Genomic DNA, 18617 nt, shown 5'->3' with positions numbered 1-18617 from the left:
AACTCCCTTACTGAATTCGTTCGGCTTTCTTGCGTTCACAGATGGGTGGCGAGAATCTTCGCTATGCGGGCAACCGTGGATTGGTCCGACATCATTTCCTCGTGCTCCGCGTCAACATCATAGTTTTCGAACTCTCCTTCTGTATAGGGTTTCCAGGGGCTTGCGCCCCGCCTGATCCTGGATTCCTCGGAGGCGCGGGCGGAAAAGAGCAGGACATCGCCCCGGAAGTGGCCGGGAGTGTGCTTGCGCATCAGGCGCACGTTGTTCACGTACGCCTCCTTCACCGCGAGGATCTGCTCCTCGTCGAGGTATGCGAGTGACCGGTTCTCGTGCCGCAGGAATTCACGGTAGCGCTCGATCGGGAAGCTGCCCTCGGTCAGCTCGGCGGCGTCGAACGTGAAGCCGATGGCCCGCAGGTTCCGCCCCACGATCTCCGCCTCGCTCTCCTCCGGCTCCGCCGGGTCGCGCCGGGCGGGCGGGAAGGCGTCCAGCAGCGCGAGCAACTCCACCTTCTCGCCGGCTTGCTGGAGCTGCGCGGCCATGGCATGGGCGACATGCCCGCCGAACGACCATCCCATCAGCCGGTACGGGCCATGCGGCCGCACCTCGCGAATGTGGCGGACGTACTCGGCCGCCATCTCCTCCACCGAGCCCGGCAGGCCGACGCCCCCACCGCGCGCGCCGTGCGCCTGCAGCGCGTACACGGGGACGTCCGGATCGAGGTGGCTCAGCAGCCCCGCGTAGCACCAGCCCAGTCCCGCGGCCGGGTGCACACAGAACAGCGGCGGCCGCCCGCCCCGTTCCCGCAGCGGCAGCAGGGTGGCGAACGGGTCCCGCTGTTCGCTCCGCTCGATCTGCGCCGCGAGCCCCGCGACCGTCGGCGCGTCGAAGAGGCTGCGCACCGACAGTTCCACACCCAGGGCAGCACCGATCCGCGCCAGCAGCCTCGCCGCGAGCATCGAGTGGCCGCCCAGGGCGAAGAAGTCGTCGTCCACGCCCAGCCGCGCGACCCCCAGTACGTCGCGGAACAGTTCGTACAGGGTCTCCTCCAGCGGACCGTGCGGCCCCCGGCCCGCCGAGCCGATGCGCTCTGGCGCGGGCAGGGCCTTGCGGTCCAGCTTGCCGTTCGGCGTCAGCGGCAGCGCCTCCAGCGTTACGAACGCCGACGGCACCATGTAGTCGGGCAGCGAGGCGCCCAGGTGAGCGCGTAGCGCCGGAGCCAGCGCGGCGCCGGTGCGCCAGCGGCCCGGATCGTTGGCCCACAGGTGCGGCAGGCTCGGGGACACCGGCGCGTACACGTCGGTGAGCGCCTCCGCGGTGATCTGCCGCTCATCGGCGAATACGAGGTCCAGCTCACCGGCCTCACCGCTGCCCGCCCACGTCACGAACGTCCGGTACCCCAGCTCCCGGCCCAGCGCGTGGAAGGCCGCCGGGGCCGGGGCCTGCGGGTCCGGGGCGATCCGTGCGTTCGGTACCCCGGTGACCCGCAGCGTCCGAGGACGGGAGCCCCGCAGGTGCCCGGCCAGCCCGTCGAGGCCGCCGGTCTCCCGCAGCCAGTCCCGGCGCGGCGCGTCCGCGAGCGAGACCGGCCCAGCCGCGGCCTGCGCGGCACCGGGCTCCGTGCGCAGCACCACGTCGTAGCGGTAGCGCGCCAACTCGTTGTCGTACGCGCCGCGCTTGACCTGCAGGTCCGAGCAGTACGCGGCGATGCCGGACGCCGCCAGGGCGCCGAAGAAGGCCGGCGCCACCAGGAGTTCCTTCTCCTGCGCGACGCTCCTGTCGATGGCCCGGTCGAGCTCCGCCGGATCGGTCCCCTCGCCGGATCGGGCCAGTTCCACCGAAGCCCGGAACACGCGGAGCAGTTCAACGTTGCGTACGTCACCGATGTAGATGCGGCCGCCCGGAGCGAGCAGGCCCACCGCCTTGCGCAGCACATCGGTCAGGTACCCCGCGCTCGGGAAGTACTGGATGACCGAGTTGAGCACGATGGTGTCGAAGGAACCGGCGGGCAGCCCCCCGATGTCGTGCGCCGGCTGGGTGCGCAGCTGCACCCGGTCCGCCAGCCCCGGAATCCGGTCCACCTGGGAGCGCAGCTTCCCGATCACCGCCGACGAGACATCCGTACCCCAGTACGCCTCGCAGTGCGGGGCAACCTTCGCCAGGATCAGACCCGTGCCCACACCGATCTCCAGGACACGCCGCGGACGCAGCGCCAGGATGTCCTCGACCGCCGCCGACCGCCACTCCTCCATCTCCTCCAGCGGGATCGGCGCGCCGGTGTAACTGCTCTTCCAGATACCGAAGTCCTCGCCGAACGCGTCGGACGACGAGTCCCGGTAGAAGGAGTCGTAGGCGGCCTCCCAGGCCGCGACCTGCTCCTCCTCCTGGGAGCCGTCCCGCTCCCCGCCCCTGCCCCGCGGCACCACGTAGCCGACCAGTCGGCTGTCGCCGGGCTGGTCCTCACGCAGCAGGACGACGGCCTGCTCCACGGCCTCGTGGGACGACAGAGCCGCCTCCACCTCACCGAGCTCGATGCGGTAGCCGCGCATCTTCACCTGGTGGTCCACCCGGCCGACGAACTCCAGCTCGCCGGACGCCCGCCACCGCGCGAGGTCGCCGGTGCGGTACATGCGTGTCCCGGGCGTGCCGAACGGGTCGGCCACGAACCGCTCCGACGTCAGCCCCGGGCGCCGGTGGTAGCCCCGGGCCACACCCTCGCCCGCGATGTAGAGCTCACCGGCCACCCCGCTGGGCACCGGCTTCAGCGCGGCGTCCAGTACGTACACCCGGGTGTTGTCGAGCGGCACGCCGATCGGGGGCGCCACGCTGTTCTCCGCGTCCAGTGGCGCAGCCGTGGACCAGATGGTGGTCTCGGTGGGGCCGTACATGTTGGTCAACTCGCCGCCCAGTGCCGTCAGCCGCCGGGCCAGCGTGCCGGGCAGCGCCTCGCCGCCCACCAGCTTCCGCAGCGGCCCGATCACATCCGGGTGCCCCGCGGCCAGCATCTGCCACGTCGTCGGGGTCGCCTGCATGACGGTGGCCTCGGAGTCTGTGATGAGCCGGGCGAGGGCGGCCGGGTCCTTGACGGTCTCCTGACCCGCCAGTACCAAGCGTGCGCCGGTCAGCAGCGGCACGTACAACTCGAGGTTGGAGATGTCGAAGCCGATGGTGGTGATGGCCACCAGCCCGTCCGAGGTGTCCAGCCGCAGCCGACGCTGCATAGCCCGCACCAGGTTGACCACGTTGCGGTGGGTCACCATGACACCCTTGGGGCGGCCGGTCGAACCCGAGGTGTAGATGACGTATGCGCGGTGCCCGGGTGCCACGGCCGGCAGAGCCTTGGACGACTGGGCGACGATCAGCCCGGCCGTCTCCGAAGCGTCGAGCACCAGGGGCTCCAGCCCCGCTGCCTCGCCCGCCGCACGGGCCGCCGCGGCGGATGCGGCGGACGCGATCAGCACCGCGGCGCCCGAGTCCTGGACCATGTAGGAGAGCCGGTCCAGCGGGTAGTCCGGGTCGAGGGGCACGTACGCGCCGCCTGCCTTCACGACGGCCAGCAGCGTGGCGACCATCTCGCCCGTACGGGGCAGGCACACGGCCACCAGGCTCTCCGGGCCGACCCCGTGGTCCCGCAGCAGCCGGGCCAGCCGGTTCGCCCGCTCGTCCAGCTCCCGGTACGTCAGCCGTGTGTCCTCGAATTCCACCGCCACGAGATCCGGTGTCCGCGCGGCCTGCTCCCCGAAGAGGTCCGCGAGGGTGCTGTCCGGCACCGACCGGGCGGTGTCGTTCCAGTCGCGCAGCATCAGCTGCGACTCGGCCGCGTCGAGGACGTCCACCTGTGCCAGCGGCGTGTCCGGGGTGTCCGCCAGTGCCCGGAGCACCTGCAGGAAGCGCTGCGTGACCACTTCCGCGGTGCGGCGGTCGAACAGGTCACCGCTGTACTCCAGTACGGCGTTCAGCCCGGCCGGCGTTCCGTCGGCGGCGAAGGCGTCGGCGAACGCGAACATCAGGTCGAATTTGGAGATGGCCGTGCCGACCCGCTGCCCGCTGACGGTGACCCCGGGCAGCCGCTGTACGGACGAACGCGCCGTCTGCTGATCGTTGTTGTTGAAGGCCAGCATCACCTGGAACAGCGGATGCCGGGCCATGGACCGCTGCGGATTGATGACCTCGACGAGGCGCTCGAAGGGCACGTCCTGGTGCGCGTAGGCATCCAGGGAGTTCTCCCGCACCCTGCCGACCAGTTCCTTGAAGGTGGGGTTGCCGGACAGGTCGGTGCGGAGCACGAGCGTGTTGACGAAGAAGCCGACGAGCTCCTCCAGTGCGTCGTTCGTACGGCCCGCGATGGGGGTGCCGATCGGGATGTCATTCCCCGCGCCCAGCCGGTGCAGCAGCGTGGCCACCGCCGCCTGCAGGACCATGAAGACGCTGGCGTGGTTCTCCCGGGCCACCGCCGACAGCCGCTCGTACAGCTCCGACGGGATCTCGAAGGCGACATGCTCACCGGTGTACGAGGCGACCTGTGGCCGGGGCCGGTCGGTGGGCAGGGCAAGCTCGTCGGGTATCCCGTCGAGCGCCTTGCGCCAGTACGCCAGCTGTCGGCTCATCGGGCTGTCGGGGTCGCTCTCCGAACCGAGCTGCTCGCGCTGCCACAGCGTGTAGTCCACGTACTGGACGGGGAGTGCGTCCCACGTCGGTGCCTGCCCGGTGGAGCGCGCGGCGTACGCGATGGCGATGTCACGGGCCAGCGGACCCATCGACCAGCCGTCCGCGCTGATGTGGTGGACCAGGATCAGCAGCACGTGCTCCTGCGGTCCGAGGGCGAACAGCCATGCCCGGACGGGGAGTTCCGCCGACAGGTCGAAGCGGTGGGCGGCCGCCGTCCGCAGCTCCAGGTCCAGCCGGTCCTCGTCCGTCTCAATGACCCGCAGCTCCGGACGCGCCTCCCCGGCGGGAAGGACCCGCTGGTACGGACCGTCCGCGTCCTCGGCGAACACGGTGCGAAGACTCTCGTGGCGCCCGACCACGTCGTCCAGCGCGGCCTGGAGTGCCGCCCGGTCGAGCGGGCCGCGGAAACGGCGCGCCACCGGGATGTTGTACGTCGCGCTCCTGCCCTCGAACCGGTCGAGGAACCACAGCCGCGCCTGCGCGAACGACAGCGGCGGGCGCTCGGGGCGCTGCGCCGGAACCAGCGCGAGCTGCTCCTTTTCCGCGTTGTCCAGGACCTTCAGGAGCCCCGCCACCGTCGGACTCTCGAAGATCTGCCGGATGGCCAGCTTCACGTGCAGCAGGCTCTGGATCCGGCTCGCGAGGCGGATGGCGAGGAGTGAGTGCCCGCCCAGCTCGAAGAAGTGGTCGTCGGCGGCCACGTCGGGAACGCCGAGCAGCCCGGCGAAGATGCCGCGCAGGATCTCCTCACGCGGGTCCTGGGACGAGCGGGGGGCGGGGGCGCCCTCCAACTCCACCTGCTCCCTGGTGTATTGGGGCGCGGGGAGGGCGGAGCGGTTGAGTTTGCCGTTGGGGGTGAGGGGGAGGGCGTCGAGGGTGACGATGGCTGAGGGGATCATGTGTTCGGGCAGGGTGTCTGCGATGTGGCGGCGTAGGTCGCGGGTGTCGGCTGTACCGACGATGTAGGCGGTGAGTCGTTGGTCGCCGGGGCGGTCTTCGCGGACGATGACGGTGGTGTGTTCTACGGCTGGGTGGGTGGTGATGGTGGTTTCGATTTCGCCGGGTTCGATGCGGTGGCCGCGGAGTTTGATCTGGTGGTCGGTGCGGCCTTGGTGTTCGAGTTGGCCGTGGTTGTTCCAGCGGGCGAGGTCGCCGGTGCGGTACATGCGGGATCCGGGGGGGCCGTATGGGTTTGCGGTGAAGCGTTCGGCGGTGAGGGTGGTGTGGTTGAGGTAGCCGCGGGCGAGGCCGGGGCCGGTGATGTAGAGCTCGCCGGTGGTGCCGGGGGGGACGGGTTGGAGGTTGGTGTCGAGGATGTAGGTGTGGGTGTTCCAGTAGGGGCGGCCGATGGGGAGGGTGCCGGTGGGTGTGGGGGTGCCGGGTTTGAGGTGGTGTTCGGTGGCGGTGACGGTGGTTTCGGTGGGTCCGTAGGCGTTGATGATGTGGACGTTGGGGTGGTGGGTGCGCCAGCGGTTGAGGACGTCGGCGCGGAGGGGTTCGCCGGCGATGAGGAGGGTGCCGGTGTGGGTGAGGGCGTGGGGGATGGTTTCGAGGAGGGGGAGGTGGGAGGGGGTGAGTTTGAGGAGGGTTGCTGTGGTGGTGAGGTTTTCGTCGAGGTCGGCGATGTGGAGGGTGCCGCCGGTGACCAGGGGGGTCCACAGGGCGGTGACGGTCATGTCGAAGGAGACGGAGGAGTGGAGGAGGGCGGTGCCTTGGGCGTCGGGGTAGGTGTGGATGGCTCGGGCGAGGTAGGCGCCCAGTGAGCGGTGTTCCACGACGACGCCTTTGGGGCGGCCGGTCGAGCCGGATGTGTAGATCACGTAGGCGGGCCAGGCCGGAGCGACCGCGGGCAGGTTGCCGGTGTCGGGGCTCTGGGCGTGGGTGGCGTGTTCGGTGAGCCATGTCTCGTCGATGACGAGTGCGGGTGCGGCGTCTTGGAGGAGGTAGGCAATGCGGTCGGCCGGGTAGGCGGGGTCCACCGGCACATATGCGGCGCCGGACTTGAGTACGGCGAGCAGGACGCAGACCAGTTCGGCCGAGCGGGGCAGGAGGACCGCGATCCGCTTCTCCGGGCCGGCGCCTTGTGCGGTGAGCAGCCGCGCCAGCCGGTTGGCCCGCGTGTTGACCTGTGCGTAGGTGTGTTCTGTGCCTTCGAAGAGGAGGGCGGTGGCGTCCGGGGTCTGCTCGGCCTGTGCTTCGAAGAGCTGCGGCAGGGTTTCGACGGTCACCTCGCGGGTGGTGTCGATCCACTCGCCCAGGACCAGCTCCCGCTCGGCGTCCGAGAGGACATCCAGCGCACCGACCCGGCGCTCCGGATCGGCGGCCACCGCCTCCAGCACCCGCACCAGCCGACCCGCGACCCCCTCCGCGAACTCCCGGTCGAACAGATCCGTCTGGTAGTCGAGACGGAACCGCAGCGTCGCGCCCGGCTGCGCGATCAGGCTCATCGGGAAGTGGTTGCCCCCGCGGGTGTCGGCGCCGACCAGACGTACGTCGTGCCGCGGCGCCTGTCCCGGACCGCGGTCGGCTTCCGCGGCCGCGGCTTCCAGCGGGTAGTTCTCGTACACCACCGCGGTGTCGAAGAGCTCGCCCTGGCCGACCAGCTGCTGAATGCTGGTCAGGCCGAGGTGGTGGTGGTCCAGCAGTGCTGTCTGCTCCCGCTGCAGGCGCGCGAGCATCTCGCCGAGGGTCTCCGCGGGGCGGATGCGCAGGCGCAGCGGCAGCGTGTTGATGAAGAGGCCCACCATCCCCTCGATCCCGGCCACTTCGGGGGAGCGGCCGGAGACGATGACGCCGAAGACCACGTCCTCCTGGTTGAGCTGCCGGGAGAGGACGAGTCCCCAGGCGCCCTGGACCACGGAGTTCAGCGTCACGCCCATGCGGCGGGCCTGCTCGGAGAGCCGGGCGCTGAGTTCCTTCGACAGTCCGAAGGCCAGCTGGCCGGGAAGTTCCTGCGAGCGCTCGGCGTCGGGAGCCACGAGCGTGGGCCCCTCCAGCCCGGCCAGGGCCCCCTGCCAGGCCTGCTCCGCCGAGGTGCGGTCGCGCCCCGCCAGCCACCCGAGGTAGTCACGGTACGGGCGCACCTTCGGCAGCAGCGACAGGTCACCGCCGTTGAGGTACAGGGTGAACAGGTCGCGCAGCAGCACCGGCCGGGACCAGCCGTCCCACAGGATGTGGTGGTTGGTCAGCACGAAACGGTGCCGGTGCGGCGCGAACCGGATCAGGTTGAACCGCACCAGCGGCGGCTTGGCCAGGTCGAACCGGCAGGACCGGTCGGCCGCCAGGATACGGGCGGCCTCTCGGTCCTGCTCCGCCTTGGGCAGGTCGCCCAGGTCCGTCTCCGTCCAATCGAGCGGCACCTCGCGCAGCACCACCTGGGCGGGCCGGCTCAGGCCCTCGTGGCGGAAGATCGCCCGCAGGTTCGGGTGCCGGGCCACCAGGGCCCGGGCGGCCGTCCGCAGGGCCTTGGCATCGAGGGCGCCTTCAAGGTCCAGGCTCATCTGGATGGTGTAGACATCCATGGCCTTGTCGTCGAAGACGTTGTGGAACAGCAATCCCTCTTGCAACGGAGACAGCGGCAGTATGTCTTCCAACCCGGATCGCTTCATTCGGACGTCCTCCACTCAGCTTCCAGTAGATCAATATCGCTCTGGCTCAGCCCCGCCCACGGCACGTCCGACGGTGTGAAGCCGCCCGCGTCCGTTTCCTCGACGTGCTGCACCAGGGCGCGCAGTGCGGCGAACCACGCATCAGCCAGTTGCCGTACGGTCTCCTCGTCGAGAAGGCCGCCGGCCCAGGACCAGGAAGCCATGAGCTCAGGTCCCTGTTCGCCGTCATGTGTCATGGCGTTGACTTCGACGGCATGCCGCAGCGGCATGCCCGCGTCCCGGCCTCCGCCGATGCCCGCGGCACCGGGGGCGGCCCCCCAGTCCGCGGACTCGCCCGCAGCGAATCGTCCGAGATAGTTGAACTTGATCTGCGGACGGGACAGTTGCGCGAGCACGGCTCCCGTCTTGGGGTTGAGGTGCCGCAGCAGGCCGAAGCCCAGCCCTCGGCCCGGCACCGCCCGCAGTTGCTCCTTGACCTGCTTCAGGGCCGTGTCCAGGGCCGGGCCGCCGTCGCCGAGTGCGTCGTCCAGTATGTCGGCCCGGACCGTGCCGGGATCCAGCCGTACCGGATAGCTGCTGGTGAACCACCCGATCGTGCGGGACAGGTCGGCGCCGGGTACCGCTTCCTCGTCGCGGCCGTGCGACTCCAGCTCCAGCAGCACCCCGCTGCCCGGTTCGGTGCCGCGCGCGGACCAGTCGGCGCGCCAGGCGGCGATGCCCAGGGCGAAGCCGGTCAGCAGCACATCGTTGATCTCTGCGTGGTAGGCGGCGGGGACGGTGGTGAGGAGCGCGCCGGTCACGTCGCTCGGCAGTGACACGATCAGATGGCCCGCCGAACCGGCCACATCCTGCCGGGGGTCGAGCTCTCGGCTGCCCAGCGGGGCCTCGGTGTGGCGGAGGATCTCGGTCCACCGGCCGAGTTCCGCGACGGTCTCCGGCTCGGCAGCGACCGCCTGCAGCCGTTGCGCCCACTGCCGTACCGAGGTGCCGACCGGTTCGAGTGCGACGGGCCGGTCCGCGACGACATCGCGCCAGGCCTGGGCGAGGTCGGGGACGATGATCCGCATCGACACGCCGTCGACCACCAGGTGGTGGAGGACGAGCAGCAGCCGGCCCGACAGCTCCGGCCCCCGGTCGAACCACACGGCCTGGACCATCACACCGGAGCGCGGCGCCAGCCGTTTGCGGGCCTGGATGCCGTGCCCGGTCATGAGCCTGCCGAGGGCGTCGTCGTCGAGCCCCTCGGCCGGCACGTGGGACAGGCAGGTCTCGGCCGCCACGGTTCCCGGATCGCCGATCTCCAGGGACCAGCCGTAGGCGCCGTCCGCGAGCCGCAAGCGAAGCGCCGAGTGGTGGTCCAGCACGGCCTGGAGGGCGGCCACGAGCGAGTCTCGGGTCACCGTCGGCGGCAACTGGACAAGCGTGGACTGGTTGAACTCGTCCAGCGGACCACCGCGTTCGGCGAGCTCGTGCATGATTGGCGTGAGCGGCAGGTCGCCGACGTCCGCACCCGGCTTCTCCTGGACGATGCCCTCCGTACTGGTGGCCACCGTAGCGAGCTCCGCGACCGTCTTGCGCTCGAACACGTCACGCGGGGAGATCTTCAGGCCCGCCCTGCGGGCGGCGCTGACGAGCTGGATGGACATGATGCTGTCGCCGCCGAGGTCGAAGAAGCTGTCGTCGACGCCGACCCCGGGGACGCCGAGCACCTCGGCGAACAGCTCGCACAGGATCTCCTCGCGCGGCGAGCTCGGGCCCCGGCCGTCGGCCAGGGGGGTGATCTCGGGGGCGGGGAGGGCGGAGCGGTTGAGTTTGCCGTTGGGGGTGAGGGGGAGGGCGTCGAGGGTGACGATGGCTGAGGGGATCATGTGTTCGGGCAGGGTGTCTGCGATGTGGCGGCGTAGGTCGCGGGTGTCGGCTGTACCGACGATGTAGGCGGTGAGTCGTTGGTCGCCGGGGCGGTCTTCGCGGACGATGACGGTGGTGTGTTCTACGGCTGGGTGGGTGGTGATGGTGGTTTCGATTTCGCCGGGTTCGATGCGGTGGCCGCGGAGTTTGATCTGGTGGTCGGTGCGGCCTTGGTGTTCGAGTTGGCCGTGGTTGTTCCAGCGGGCGAGGTCGCCGGTGCGGTACATGCGGGATCCGGGGGGGCCGTATGGGTTTGCGGTGAAGCGTTCGGCGGTGAGGGTGGTGTGGTTGAGGTAGCCGCGGGCGAGGCCGGGGCCGGTGATGTAGAGCTCGCCGGTGGTGCCGGGGGGGACGGGTTGGAGGTTGGTGTCGAGGATGTAGGTGTGGGTGTTCCAGTAGGGGCGGCCCTTGGGGAGGGTGCCGGTTGGTGTGGGGGTGCCGGGTTTGAGGTGGTGTTCGGTGGCGGTGACGGTGGTTTCGGTGGGTCCGTAGGCGTTGATGATGTGGACGTTGGGGTGGTGGGTGCGCCAGCGGTTGAGGACGTCGGCGCGGAGGGGTTCGCCGGCGATGAGGAGGGTGCCGGTGTGGGTGAGGGCGTGGGGGATGGTTTCGAGGAGGGGGAGGTGGGAGGGGGTGAGTTTGAGGAGGGTTGCTGTGGTGGTGAGGTTTTCGTCGAGGTCGGCGATGTGGAGGGTGCCGCCGGTGACCAGGGGGGTCCACAGGGCGGTGACGGTCATGTCGAAGGAGACGGAGGAGTGGAGGAGGGCGGTGCCTTGGGCGTCGGGGTAGGTGTGGATGGCTCGGGCGAGGTAGGCGCCCAGTGAGCGGTGTTCCACGACGACGCCTTTGGGGCGGCCGGTCGAGCCGGATGTGTAGATCACGTAGGCGGGCCAGGCCGGAGCGACCGCGGGCAGGTTGCCGGTGTCGGGGCTCTGGGCGTGGGTGGCGTGTTCGGTGAGCCATGTCTCGTCGATGACGAGTGCGGGTGCGGCGTCTTGGAGGAGGTAGGCAATGCGGTCGGCCGGGTAGGCGGGGTCCACCGGCACATATGCGGCGCCGGACTTGAGTACGGCGAGCAGGACGCAGACCAGTTCGGCCGAGCGGGGCAGGAGGACCGCGATCCGCTTCTCCGGGCCGGCGCCTTGTGCGGTGAGCAGCCGCGCCAGCCGGTTGGCCCGCGTGTTGACCTGTGCGTAGGTGTGTTCTGTGCCTTCGAAGAGGAGGGCGGTGGCGTCCGGGGTCTGCTCGGCCTGTGCTTCGAAGAGCTGCGGCAGGGTTTCGACGGTCACCTCGCGGGTGGTGTCGATCCACTCGCCCAGGACCAGCTCCCGCTCGGCGTCCGAGAGGACATCCAGCGCACCGACCCGGCGCTCCGGATCGGCGGCCACCGCCTCCAGCACCCGCACCAGCCGACCCGCGACCCCCTCCGCGAACTCCCGGTCGAACAGATCGGTGCTGAACTCCACCACGCCCGCAATGCCGTCGGGCTGTGCGGTCTCGCTGTACTGCTCCACCATGCGGAAGAGCAGGTCGAACTTGGCCGCGCCCGTGGGCAGCGGATGCTGTCGGCCGGTGAGCCCGGGCAGGCCCTCGACGGCGGCCACCGCCTCCTGGTGATCGACGTTGTTCCAGGTGAGCATGGTCTGGAAGAGGGGGTGGCGGGCGGTTGAGCGGGCCGGGTTGAGGATCTCGACCAGGCGCTCGAAGGGCACGTCCTGGTGCGCGTATGCGGCCAGGTCGAACTCCCGTACCCGGGCGACGAGTTCGCGGAAGGTCGGATCGCCGGACAGGTCGGTGCGCAGCACCAGCGTGTTGACGAAGAACCCGACGAGGTCCTCGACGGCGTCGTCCGTGCGGCCGGCGATCGGGGTGCCGATGGGTACGTCCGTACCCGCCCCGATCCGGGACAGCAGCGTCGCCAGGGCCGCCTGCACCACCATGAACACGCTCGCCCCGCTCTCCCGTGCGAGTGCCACCACACGCTCGTGCAGCGTGGCGGGGATCGCGAAGGCGATACGGTCTCCTTCCCGGGATGCGACGGCCGGGCGCGGCCGGTCGGTGGGCAGGTTCAGTTCCTCGGGCAGCTCGGCCAACGCCTTCTGCCAGAAGGCGAGTTGCCGTGAGATGGCGCTGTCGGGGTCCTCCTCGGAGCCCAGCACCTCCCGCTGCCACAGCGTGTAGTCCGCGTACTGCACCGGGAGTCCGGTCCACGCAGGCGCCCGCTCGATACACCGGGCCATGTACGCCGCGGTGAGGTCGCGGGCCAGCGGGCCCATGGACCAGCCGTCGCCGACGATGTGGTGAACCAGGACCAGCAGGACGCGCTCCTCATCACCGAGCTCGAACAGGCTCGCCCTGAAGGGGAGTTCGGCGGCCAGATCGAAGGCGTAGCGCGCCTCCGCGGCCAGCTCCTGGTCCAGGTCCGCCGCGTCGGTGCGCACGATCCGCAGTTCCGGACGGGCCGCCTCGGGAGGCAGGACGACCTGGTGGGCGCCCTGTGCGTCTTCCGTGAAGACCGTGCGCAGCGCCTCGTGCCGGGTGACGACGTCGTGCAGGGCGGCCGACAGGGCTGTCCGGTCCAAGGTGCCTGTGAGATGGAGGGCCAGCGGCATGTTGTACGTGGCGCCGGGTCCCTCCAGCCGGTCCAGGAACCACAGGCGCTGCTGGGCGTACGACAGCGGGACCCGCTCGGGGCGCTCCGACGGGGTCAAGGCCCTGCGGGTGCGGCCGGCCGACGTGTCGAGGGCCGCGGCGAGCCGGGCCACCGTGGAGTTCTCGAACAGCTGCTTCACCGACAGCTCGAGTTCGAGGGTCGAGCGGATCCGCGCCGCGAGCCGGGTGGCGAGGAGCGAGTGGCCGCCCCGGTCGAAGAAGTCGTCGTCGATCCTCACGTCGGGGACGCCGAGCACCTCGGCGAACAGCCCGCACAGGATCTCCTCGCGCGGCGAGCGTGCACCCCTGCCCGCCGGGACGGGGGCGATGTCGGGCGCGGGCAGGGCCTTGCGGTCCAGCTTGCCGTTCGGTGTCAGCGGCAGCGCGTCCAGCGTCACGAACGCCGACGGCACCATGTACTCCGGCAGGGTGCGGGCCACATGCTCGCGCAGCTCGCCGGCGTCGGCCAGACCGACGACGTAGGCGATCAGCCGCTTGTCGCCCGGCCGGTCCTCGCGAACGACGACCACGCAGCGGGCCACCGACGGGTGGGCCGCGAGGACGGCCTCGATCTCGCCCGGTTCGATGCGGAAGCCCCGCACCTTCACCTGGTGGTCGGCCCTGCCCAGGTATTCCAGGTCGCCCTGCGCCGACCAGCGCACGAGGTCACCGGTCCGGTACATGCGGCCGCCCGCCGGCCCGGCCGGGGACGCGACGAACCGCTCGGCGGTCAGGCCGGGCCGGTCCAGGTAGCCGTGGGCCAGCCCGTCGCCCGCGATGTACAGCTCGCCGGTCACTCCGGTCGGCACCGGCCGCAGATACGCGTCGAGGACGTGGAGACGCGTGTTCCCGATTGGCCGGCCGATCGAGCCGCGCCGGGCGCTGTCCGCGTCCACGGCGCCGGCCGTCGACCAGACCGTGGTCTCCGTCGGCCCGTACACGTTCGTCACCGATCGCGCCGCCGTCACCAGCCGCTGCGCGAGCTCCGCCGGCAGCGCCTCGCCGCCGACCAGGACGTCCAGCCCGGCCGCCGCGGCGGGGTCCTCGTCGAGGACGGCGTGCCAGAGGCTGGGCGTCGCCTGCATCACCGACACCCTGGCGCCGCGAACCAATTCCGCCAGCGCCCGCGGGTCCCGCACCGTGTCCTGGCCGGCCAGCACCACGCTCGCCCCGGCCAGCAGGGGTACGTACAGCTCCAGGGCCGCGATGTCGAAGCCGACCGTGGTCACCGCCAGCAGGCGGTCACCCGGGCGCAGCGCGATGCTCTCCCCGAACGAGTCGAGGAGGTTCACCAGCGCCGTGTGGCCGACGACCACGCCCTTGGGCCGCCCGGTCGAACCGGAGGTGTAGATCACGTACGCGGGGGAGGCGGGCAGGACCGCCGGGAGCGCGGTCTCGCCGGGCTCCACGGAGCCGGCTCCGGCGAGCCAGGCCTCGTCGATCACCAGCACCGGTCCGGCGTCCTCGATCATGTACGCGGTACGGTCCGCCGGGAAACCAGGGTCGAGTGGCACATACGCGGCGCCCGACTTGAGGACGGCCAGGAGGGCCACGACAAGCTCCACCGACCGGGGCAGCGAGACTGCCACCCGCTGCCCGGCACCCGCGCCCTGCTCCACCAGCAGCCGCGCCAGCCGCCCGGAGCGCACACTCAGCTCCCGGTACGAGAGTGAATCGGTCCCGCACACCACCGCGGGCGCGTCGGGGTGCTCGGCGGCACGCCGTTCGAACAGTTCCGGAAGGGTGGTGTCCGGCAGCGGCCAAGTGGTGCCTTCCCCCTGCTCGAGCAGTACGTCGTGCTCGTCGGCGGACAGCACGTCCACCTGCCGCATCGGGGTGTCCGGGTCGGCGAGCACCGCCTCCAGGACACGGACGAAGCGCTCGGCGATCAGCCGGGCCGACGCGCGGTCGTAGAGGTCCGTGCTGAAGCCGAGGGCGCCGTGAAGACCTCGGGCGCCGCCGTTGTCCCGCTCCTCCAGCGCGAAGGACAGGTCGAACTTGGCGACACCGGTCCCCGCCGGATGGCCAGTGACCGTGAGCCCCGGCACCGGCTCGGGGGAGGTCTCGGAACGGCCCTGGAGGGCGCCGTCGTTCCAGGTGAGCATGGTCTGGAAGAGGGGGTGGCGGGCGGTTGAGCGGGCCGGGTTGAGGATCTCGACCAGGCGCTCGAAGGGCACGTCCTGGTGCGCGTATGCGGCCAGGTCGAACTCCCGTACCCGGGCGACGAGTTCGCGGAAGGTCGGATCGCCGGACAGGTCGGTGCGCAGCACCAGCGTGTTGACGAAGAACCCGACGAGGTCCTCGACGGCGTCGTCCGTGCGGCCGGCGATCGGGGTGCCGATGGGTACGTCCGTACCCGCCCCGATCCGGGACAGCAGCGTCGCCAGGGCCGCCTGCACCACCATGAAGGGACTTGCCTGGCAGTCACGGGCCACCTCGGCCAGCCGCTGGTGGAGCGCGGCCGGCACCTCGAACTCCACCGAGTCCCCCCGGTACGAGGACGCGGCAGGCCGTACCCGGTCCCGGGGCAGGTCCAGTTCCTCGGGCAGGCCGGCCAGTGCCTCCTGCCAGAAGGCGAGTTGCCGGGAGATGGCGCTGTCCGGGTCCTCCTCGGAGCCCAGCACCTCGCGCTGCCACAGCGTGAAGTCGGGGTACTGGACCGGCAGATCGCTCCAGCCCGGGGCCGTGCCCGCGGACCGGGCCGCATAGGCAGCGGTCAGATCACGCGACAGCGGGCCCATGGACCAGCCGTCACCGGCGATGTGGTGCACCAGCAGCAGGAGTACGTGGTCGTCCTCCGCGAGCTCGAAGAGCCGGGCCCGGAAGGGGAGATCGGCCTCCAGGCTGAAGGTGTGCCTGGCAGCGGCACGCAGCTCGTCCGCGAGCCGGTCGCCATCAGCGCGTACGACGTCCAGCGCGGGCCGCGCCTGGGCCGCCCGGAGCACCCGCTGGAAGGGGCCCTCCGCGTCCTCGCCGAAGACGGTGCGAAGCGACTCGTGGCGTGCCACGACATCACCGAGGGCGGCCTGCAGGGCCGCCTGGTCGAGGCTCCCGGTGAGCCGCAGCGCTGTGGGGATGTTGTAGGTGGGGCTCGGGCCCTCGAACCGGTCGAGGAACCAGAGCCGCCGCTGGGCGAACGAAAGCGGCACGCGCTCCGTGCGCCGGCCCGTGCCGGTGAGCCGGGCGCGGACACCCGGCCCGGCGGCGTCCAGTGCCGCACCGAGGCCCTCCACCGTGGGCGCCTCGAAGAGCGCCCGCACCGGCAGCTCGGTGCCCAGCACCGAGCGCACCCGGTTGACGAGCCGCGTCGCGAGCAGCGAATGGCCGCCCAGCTCGAAGAAGTTGTCGTCGATACCGATCCGGTCCACGCCCAGCACGTCGGCGAAGAGCCCGCACAGGATCTCCTCGCGCGGCGAACGGGGGCCGCGCCCCGCCGAGGTGTGGGCGGGAGCGGGCAGCGTGCGCCGGTCGAGCTTGCCGTTGGCCGTCAGTGGCAGCGCATCGAGCGAGACGAAGGCGGCCGGAACCATGTAGTCCGGCAGTGCGGCCGCCAGATGCGCACGCAGGGCGCCCGCGTCGAAGGCTCCCGCCGGAACCACGTACGCCACCAGCCGCTTGTCGCCCGGCCGGTCCTCACGCACCACGACCGCGCAGCGCGCCACCGAGGCGTGGGCCGCCAGTACGGCCTCGATCTCTCCGGGCTCGATGCGGAAGCCGCGCAGCTTGACCTGGTCGTCCCCGCGGCCCAGGTACTCCAGCTGCCCGTCCACGGTCCAGCGAACCCGGTCGCCCGTGCGGTACATGCGCCTGCCCGGCTCACCGAACGGGCAGGCGACGAAACGCTCCGCGGTCATCGCGGACCGGTTCAGATACCCGCGGGCCAGTCCGGCGCCCGCAATGTACAGCTCGCCCGCCACCCCAGCAGGCACCGGGCGCAGCGCGGAATCCAGCACGTAGGCGCGCACATTGGAGATAGGCCTGCCGATCGGGGCGCGCTCCGGCCAGGACGCGACGTCCCGCGGCAGCGTGTGCGCCGTCACGACATGCGTCTCCGTGGGCCCGTAGTGATTGTGCAGCCGCCGGCCCGAGCCTTCGGCGAAGAGCGCTCGGACGGACTCGCCCAGCGTGAGGGCCTCTCCGGCCTGCGCCACGTGCTCCAGGCGGGGCAGCGGCAGACCCTGCTCGCGGGCCGCCTCGGCGAGCGCGTCCACGACCAGGTTGGGGGCGTACAGCTCGCGCACCCCGTGCCGCTCCAGCCACCGGGCCAGCTGCTCGGGGCTGCGGCGCACGTCCTCCGGGCAGGAGACGAGGGCATGGCCCGACAGCAGGGCCGACAGGATCTCCTGCACCGACACGTCGAAGCCGACGGCGGTGAACTGCGCGGTGACGCCGCCCTTGGCGCCCGGGACGGCGCGCTGGTGCCAGGCGATCAGGTTGGTGACCGCTCCGGCCGGCATGACCACGCCCTTGGGGCGGCCGGTGGAACCGGAGGTGTAGATGACGTAGGCCGGGTGCTCGGGGGCGAGGGGGGCGAGCCGCTCCGCGTCCACCAGATTTCCGTCACCGAGCGCGTCCGCGGAGGCGTCCGCGGGGGCCGTGGCGAGCCAGCCTTCGTCGACCACCACGGCGGGTGCCGCGTCCTCGATGATGCGGGCGATACGCCCCGCCGGATACGCCGGGTCCACGGGCAGATAGGCCGCACCCGTCTTGAGCACCGCGAGCAGCGCCACGAGGAGCTCCGTCGAGCGGGGCAGCCGCACGGCGACGAACCGTTCGGTGCCGGCCCCATGTCGGGTCAGTACCCGGGCGAGCCGGTTGGCCCGTGCGTTGAGTTCGGCGTAGGTCAGCGTCCGGTCGCCGTCGATGGCGGCGAAGGCATCGGGCGTACGCGCTGCCTGGGCCTCGAAGAGCTTCGGCAGCGAGGCGTCGGCCACCGGCTGCTCGGTGTCGTTCCAGTCGGTGAGCAGCTGCCGGCGCTCCTGTGCCGTCAGCAGCTCGACCCGCCCGACGGGCTGCGCGGGGTCGGCGAGCAGCTCCGGCAGAACCCGTACGAACCGCTCCGTGAGCGTGGCCGCGCTACCCCGGTCGTACAGGTCGGCGCTGTACTCCAGCACACCGTGGAGCGCGCCGGTCCCACCATCGGCGGCGGGCTGCTCGACGAAGCCGAACAGCAGGTCGAACTTGGCGATGCCCGTCTGGACCGGGAGGGGCGTGACCGTCAGGCCGTCGAGGTGCGCCGACGCGTCGAAGGTCTGGTGCTGGTCGGCGGCGTTCCAGGTGAGCATGGTCTGGAAGAGCGGGTGGCGGGTCATGGAGCGTTCGGGGTTGAGGACTTCGACCAGGCGCTCGAAGGGCACGTCCTGGTGCGCGTATGCGGCGAGGTCGGTTTCCCGGACACGCGCGATCAGTTGGCTGAACGTGGGATTGCCGGAGAGGTCGGTCCGCAGGACCAGGGTGTTGATGAAGAATCCGACGAGGTCGTCCAGGGCGTCGTCGGTGCGGCCGGCGATGGGCGTGCCGAGTGGGATGTCGGTGCCCGCGCCGAGCCGGGACAACAGGGTCGCCAGGGCGGCCTGCACCACCATGAAGGGGCTCGCCTGAGCCGAGCGGGCCACCTCCACCACCCGCTGGTACACGTCCGCCGGGATCTCGAAGGGAACCCGGCCGCCGCGGTGCGAGGAGACCGCCGGCCGGGGCCGGTCGGTGGGCAGTGTGAGTTCCTGGGGGAGTTCGGCGAGGTGTCGCTTCCAGTGGTCGAGCTGTTTGCTGATGGGGCTGTCG

Annotated in this window: 2 protein-coding genes; both read right to left on the bottom strand. The window is 71.2% G+C overall.

The window, feature by feature from the left end; all coding sequences use genetic code 11:
• Positions 1–35 precede the first annotated feature (35 nt).
• Positions 36–8276: an amino acid adenylation domain-containing protein gene (locus ACZ3H8_RS37985; RefSeq protein ID WP_467409579.1), complete on the bottom strand. Its 8241-nt coding sequence runs from the start codon at positions 8274–8276 to the stop codon at positions 36–38.
• On the bottom strand, positions 8273–18617 hold a 10345-nt coding region (locus ACZ3H8_RS37980), incomplete at its 5' end, for a non-ribosomal peptide synthetase (protein WP_467409577.1). The genes ACZ3H8_RS37980 and ACZ3H8_RS37985, both read right to left, overlap by 4 nt.

Source organism: Streptomyces sp. NPDC002868 (assembly GCF_055563295.1).
Note: the sequence above shows the minus strand (reverse complement) of the source record. Positions and strands in the feature narration are given on the sequence as shown.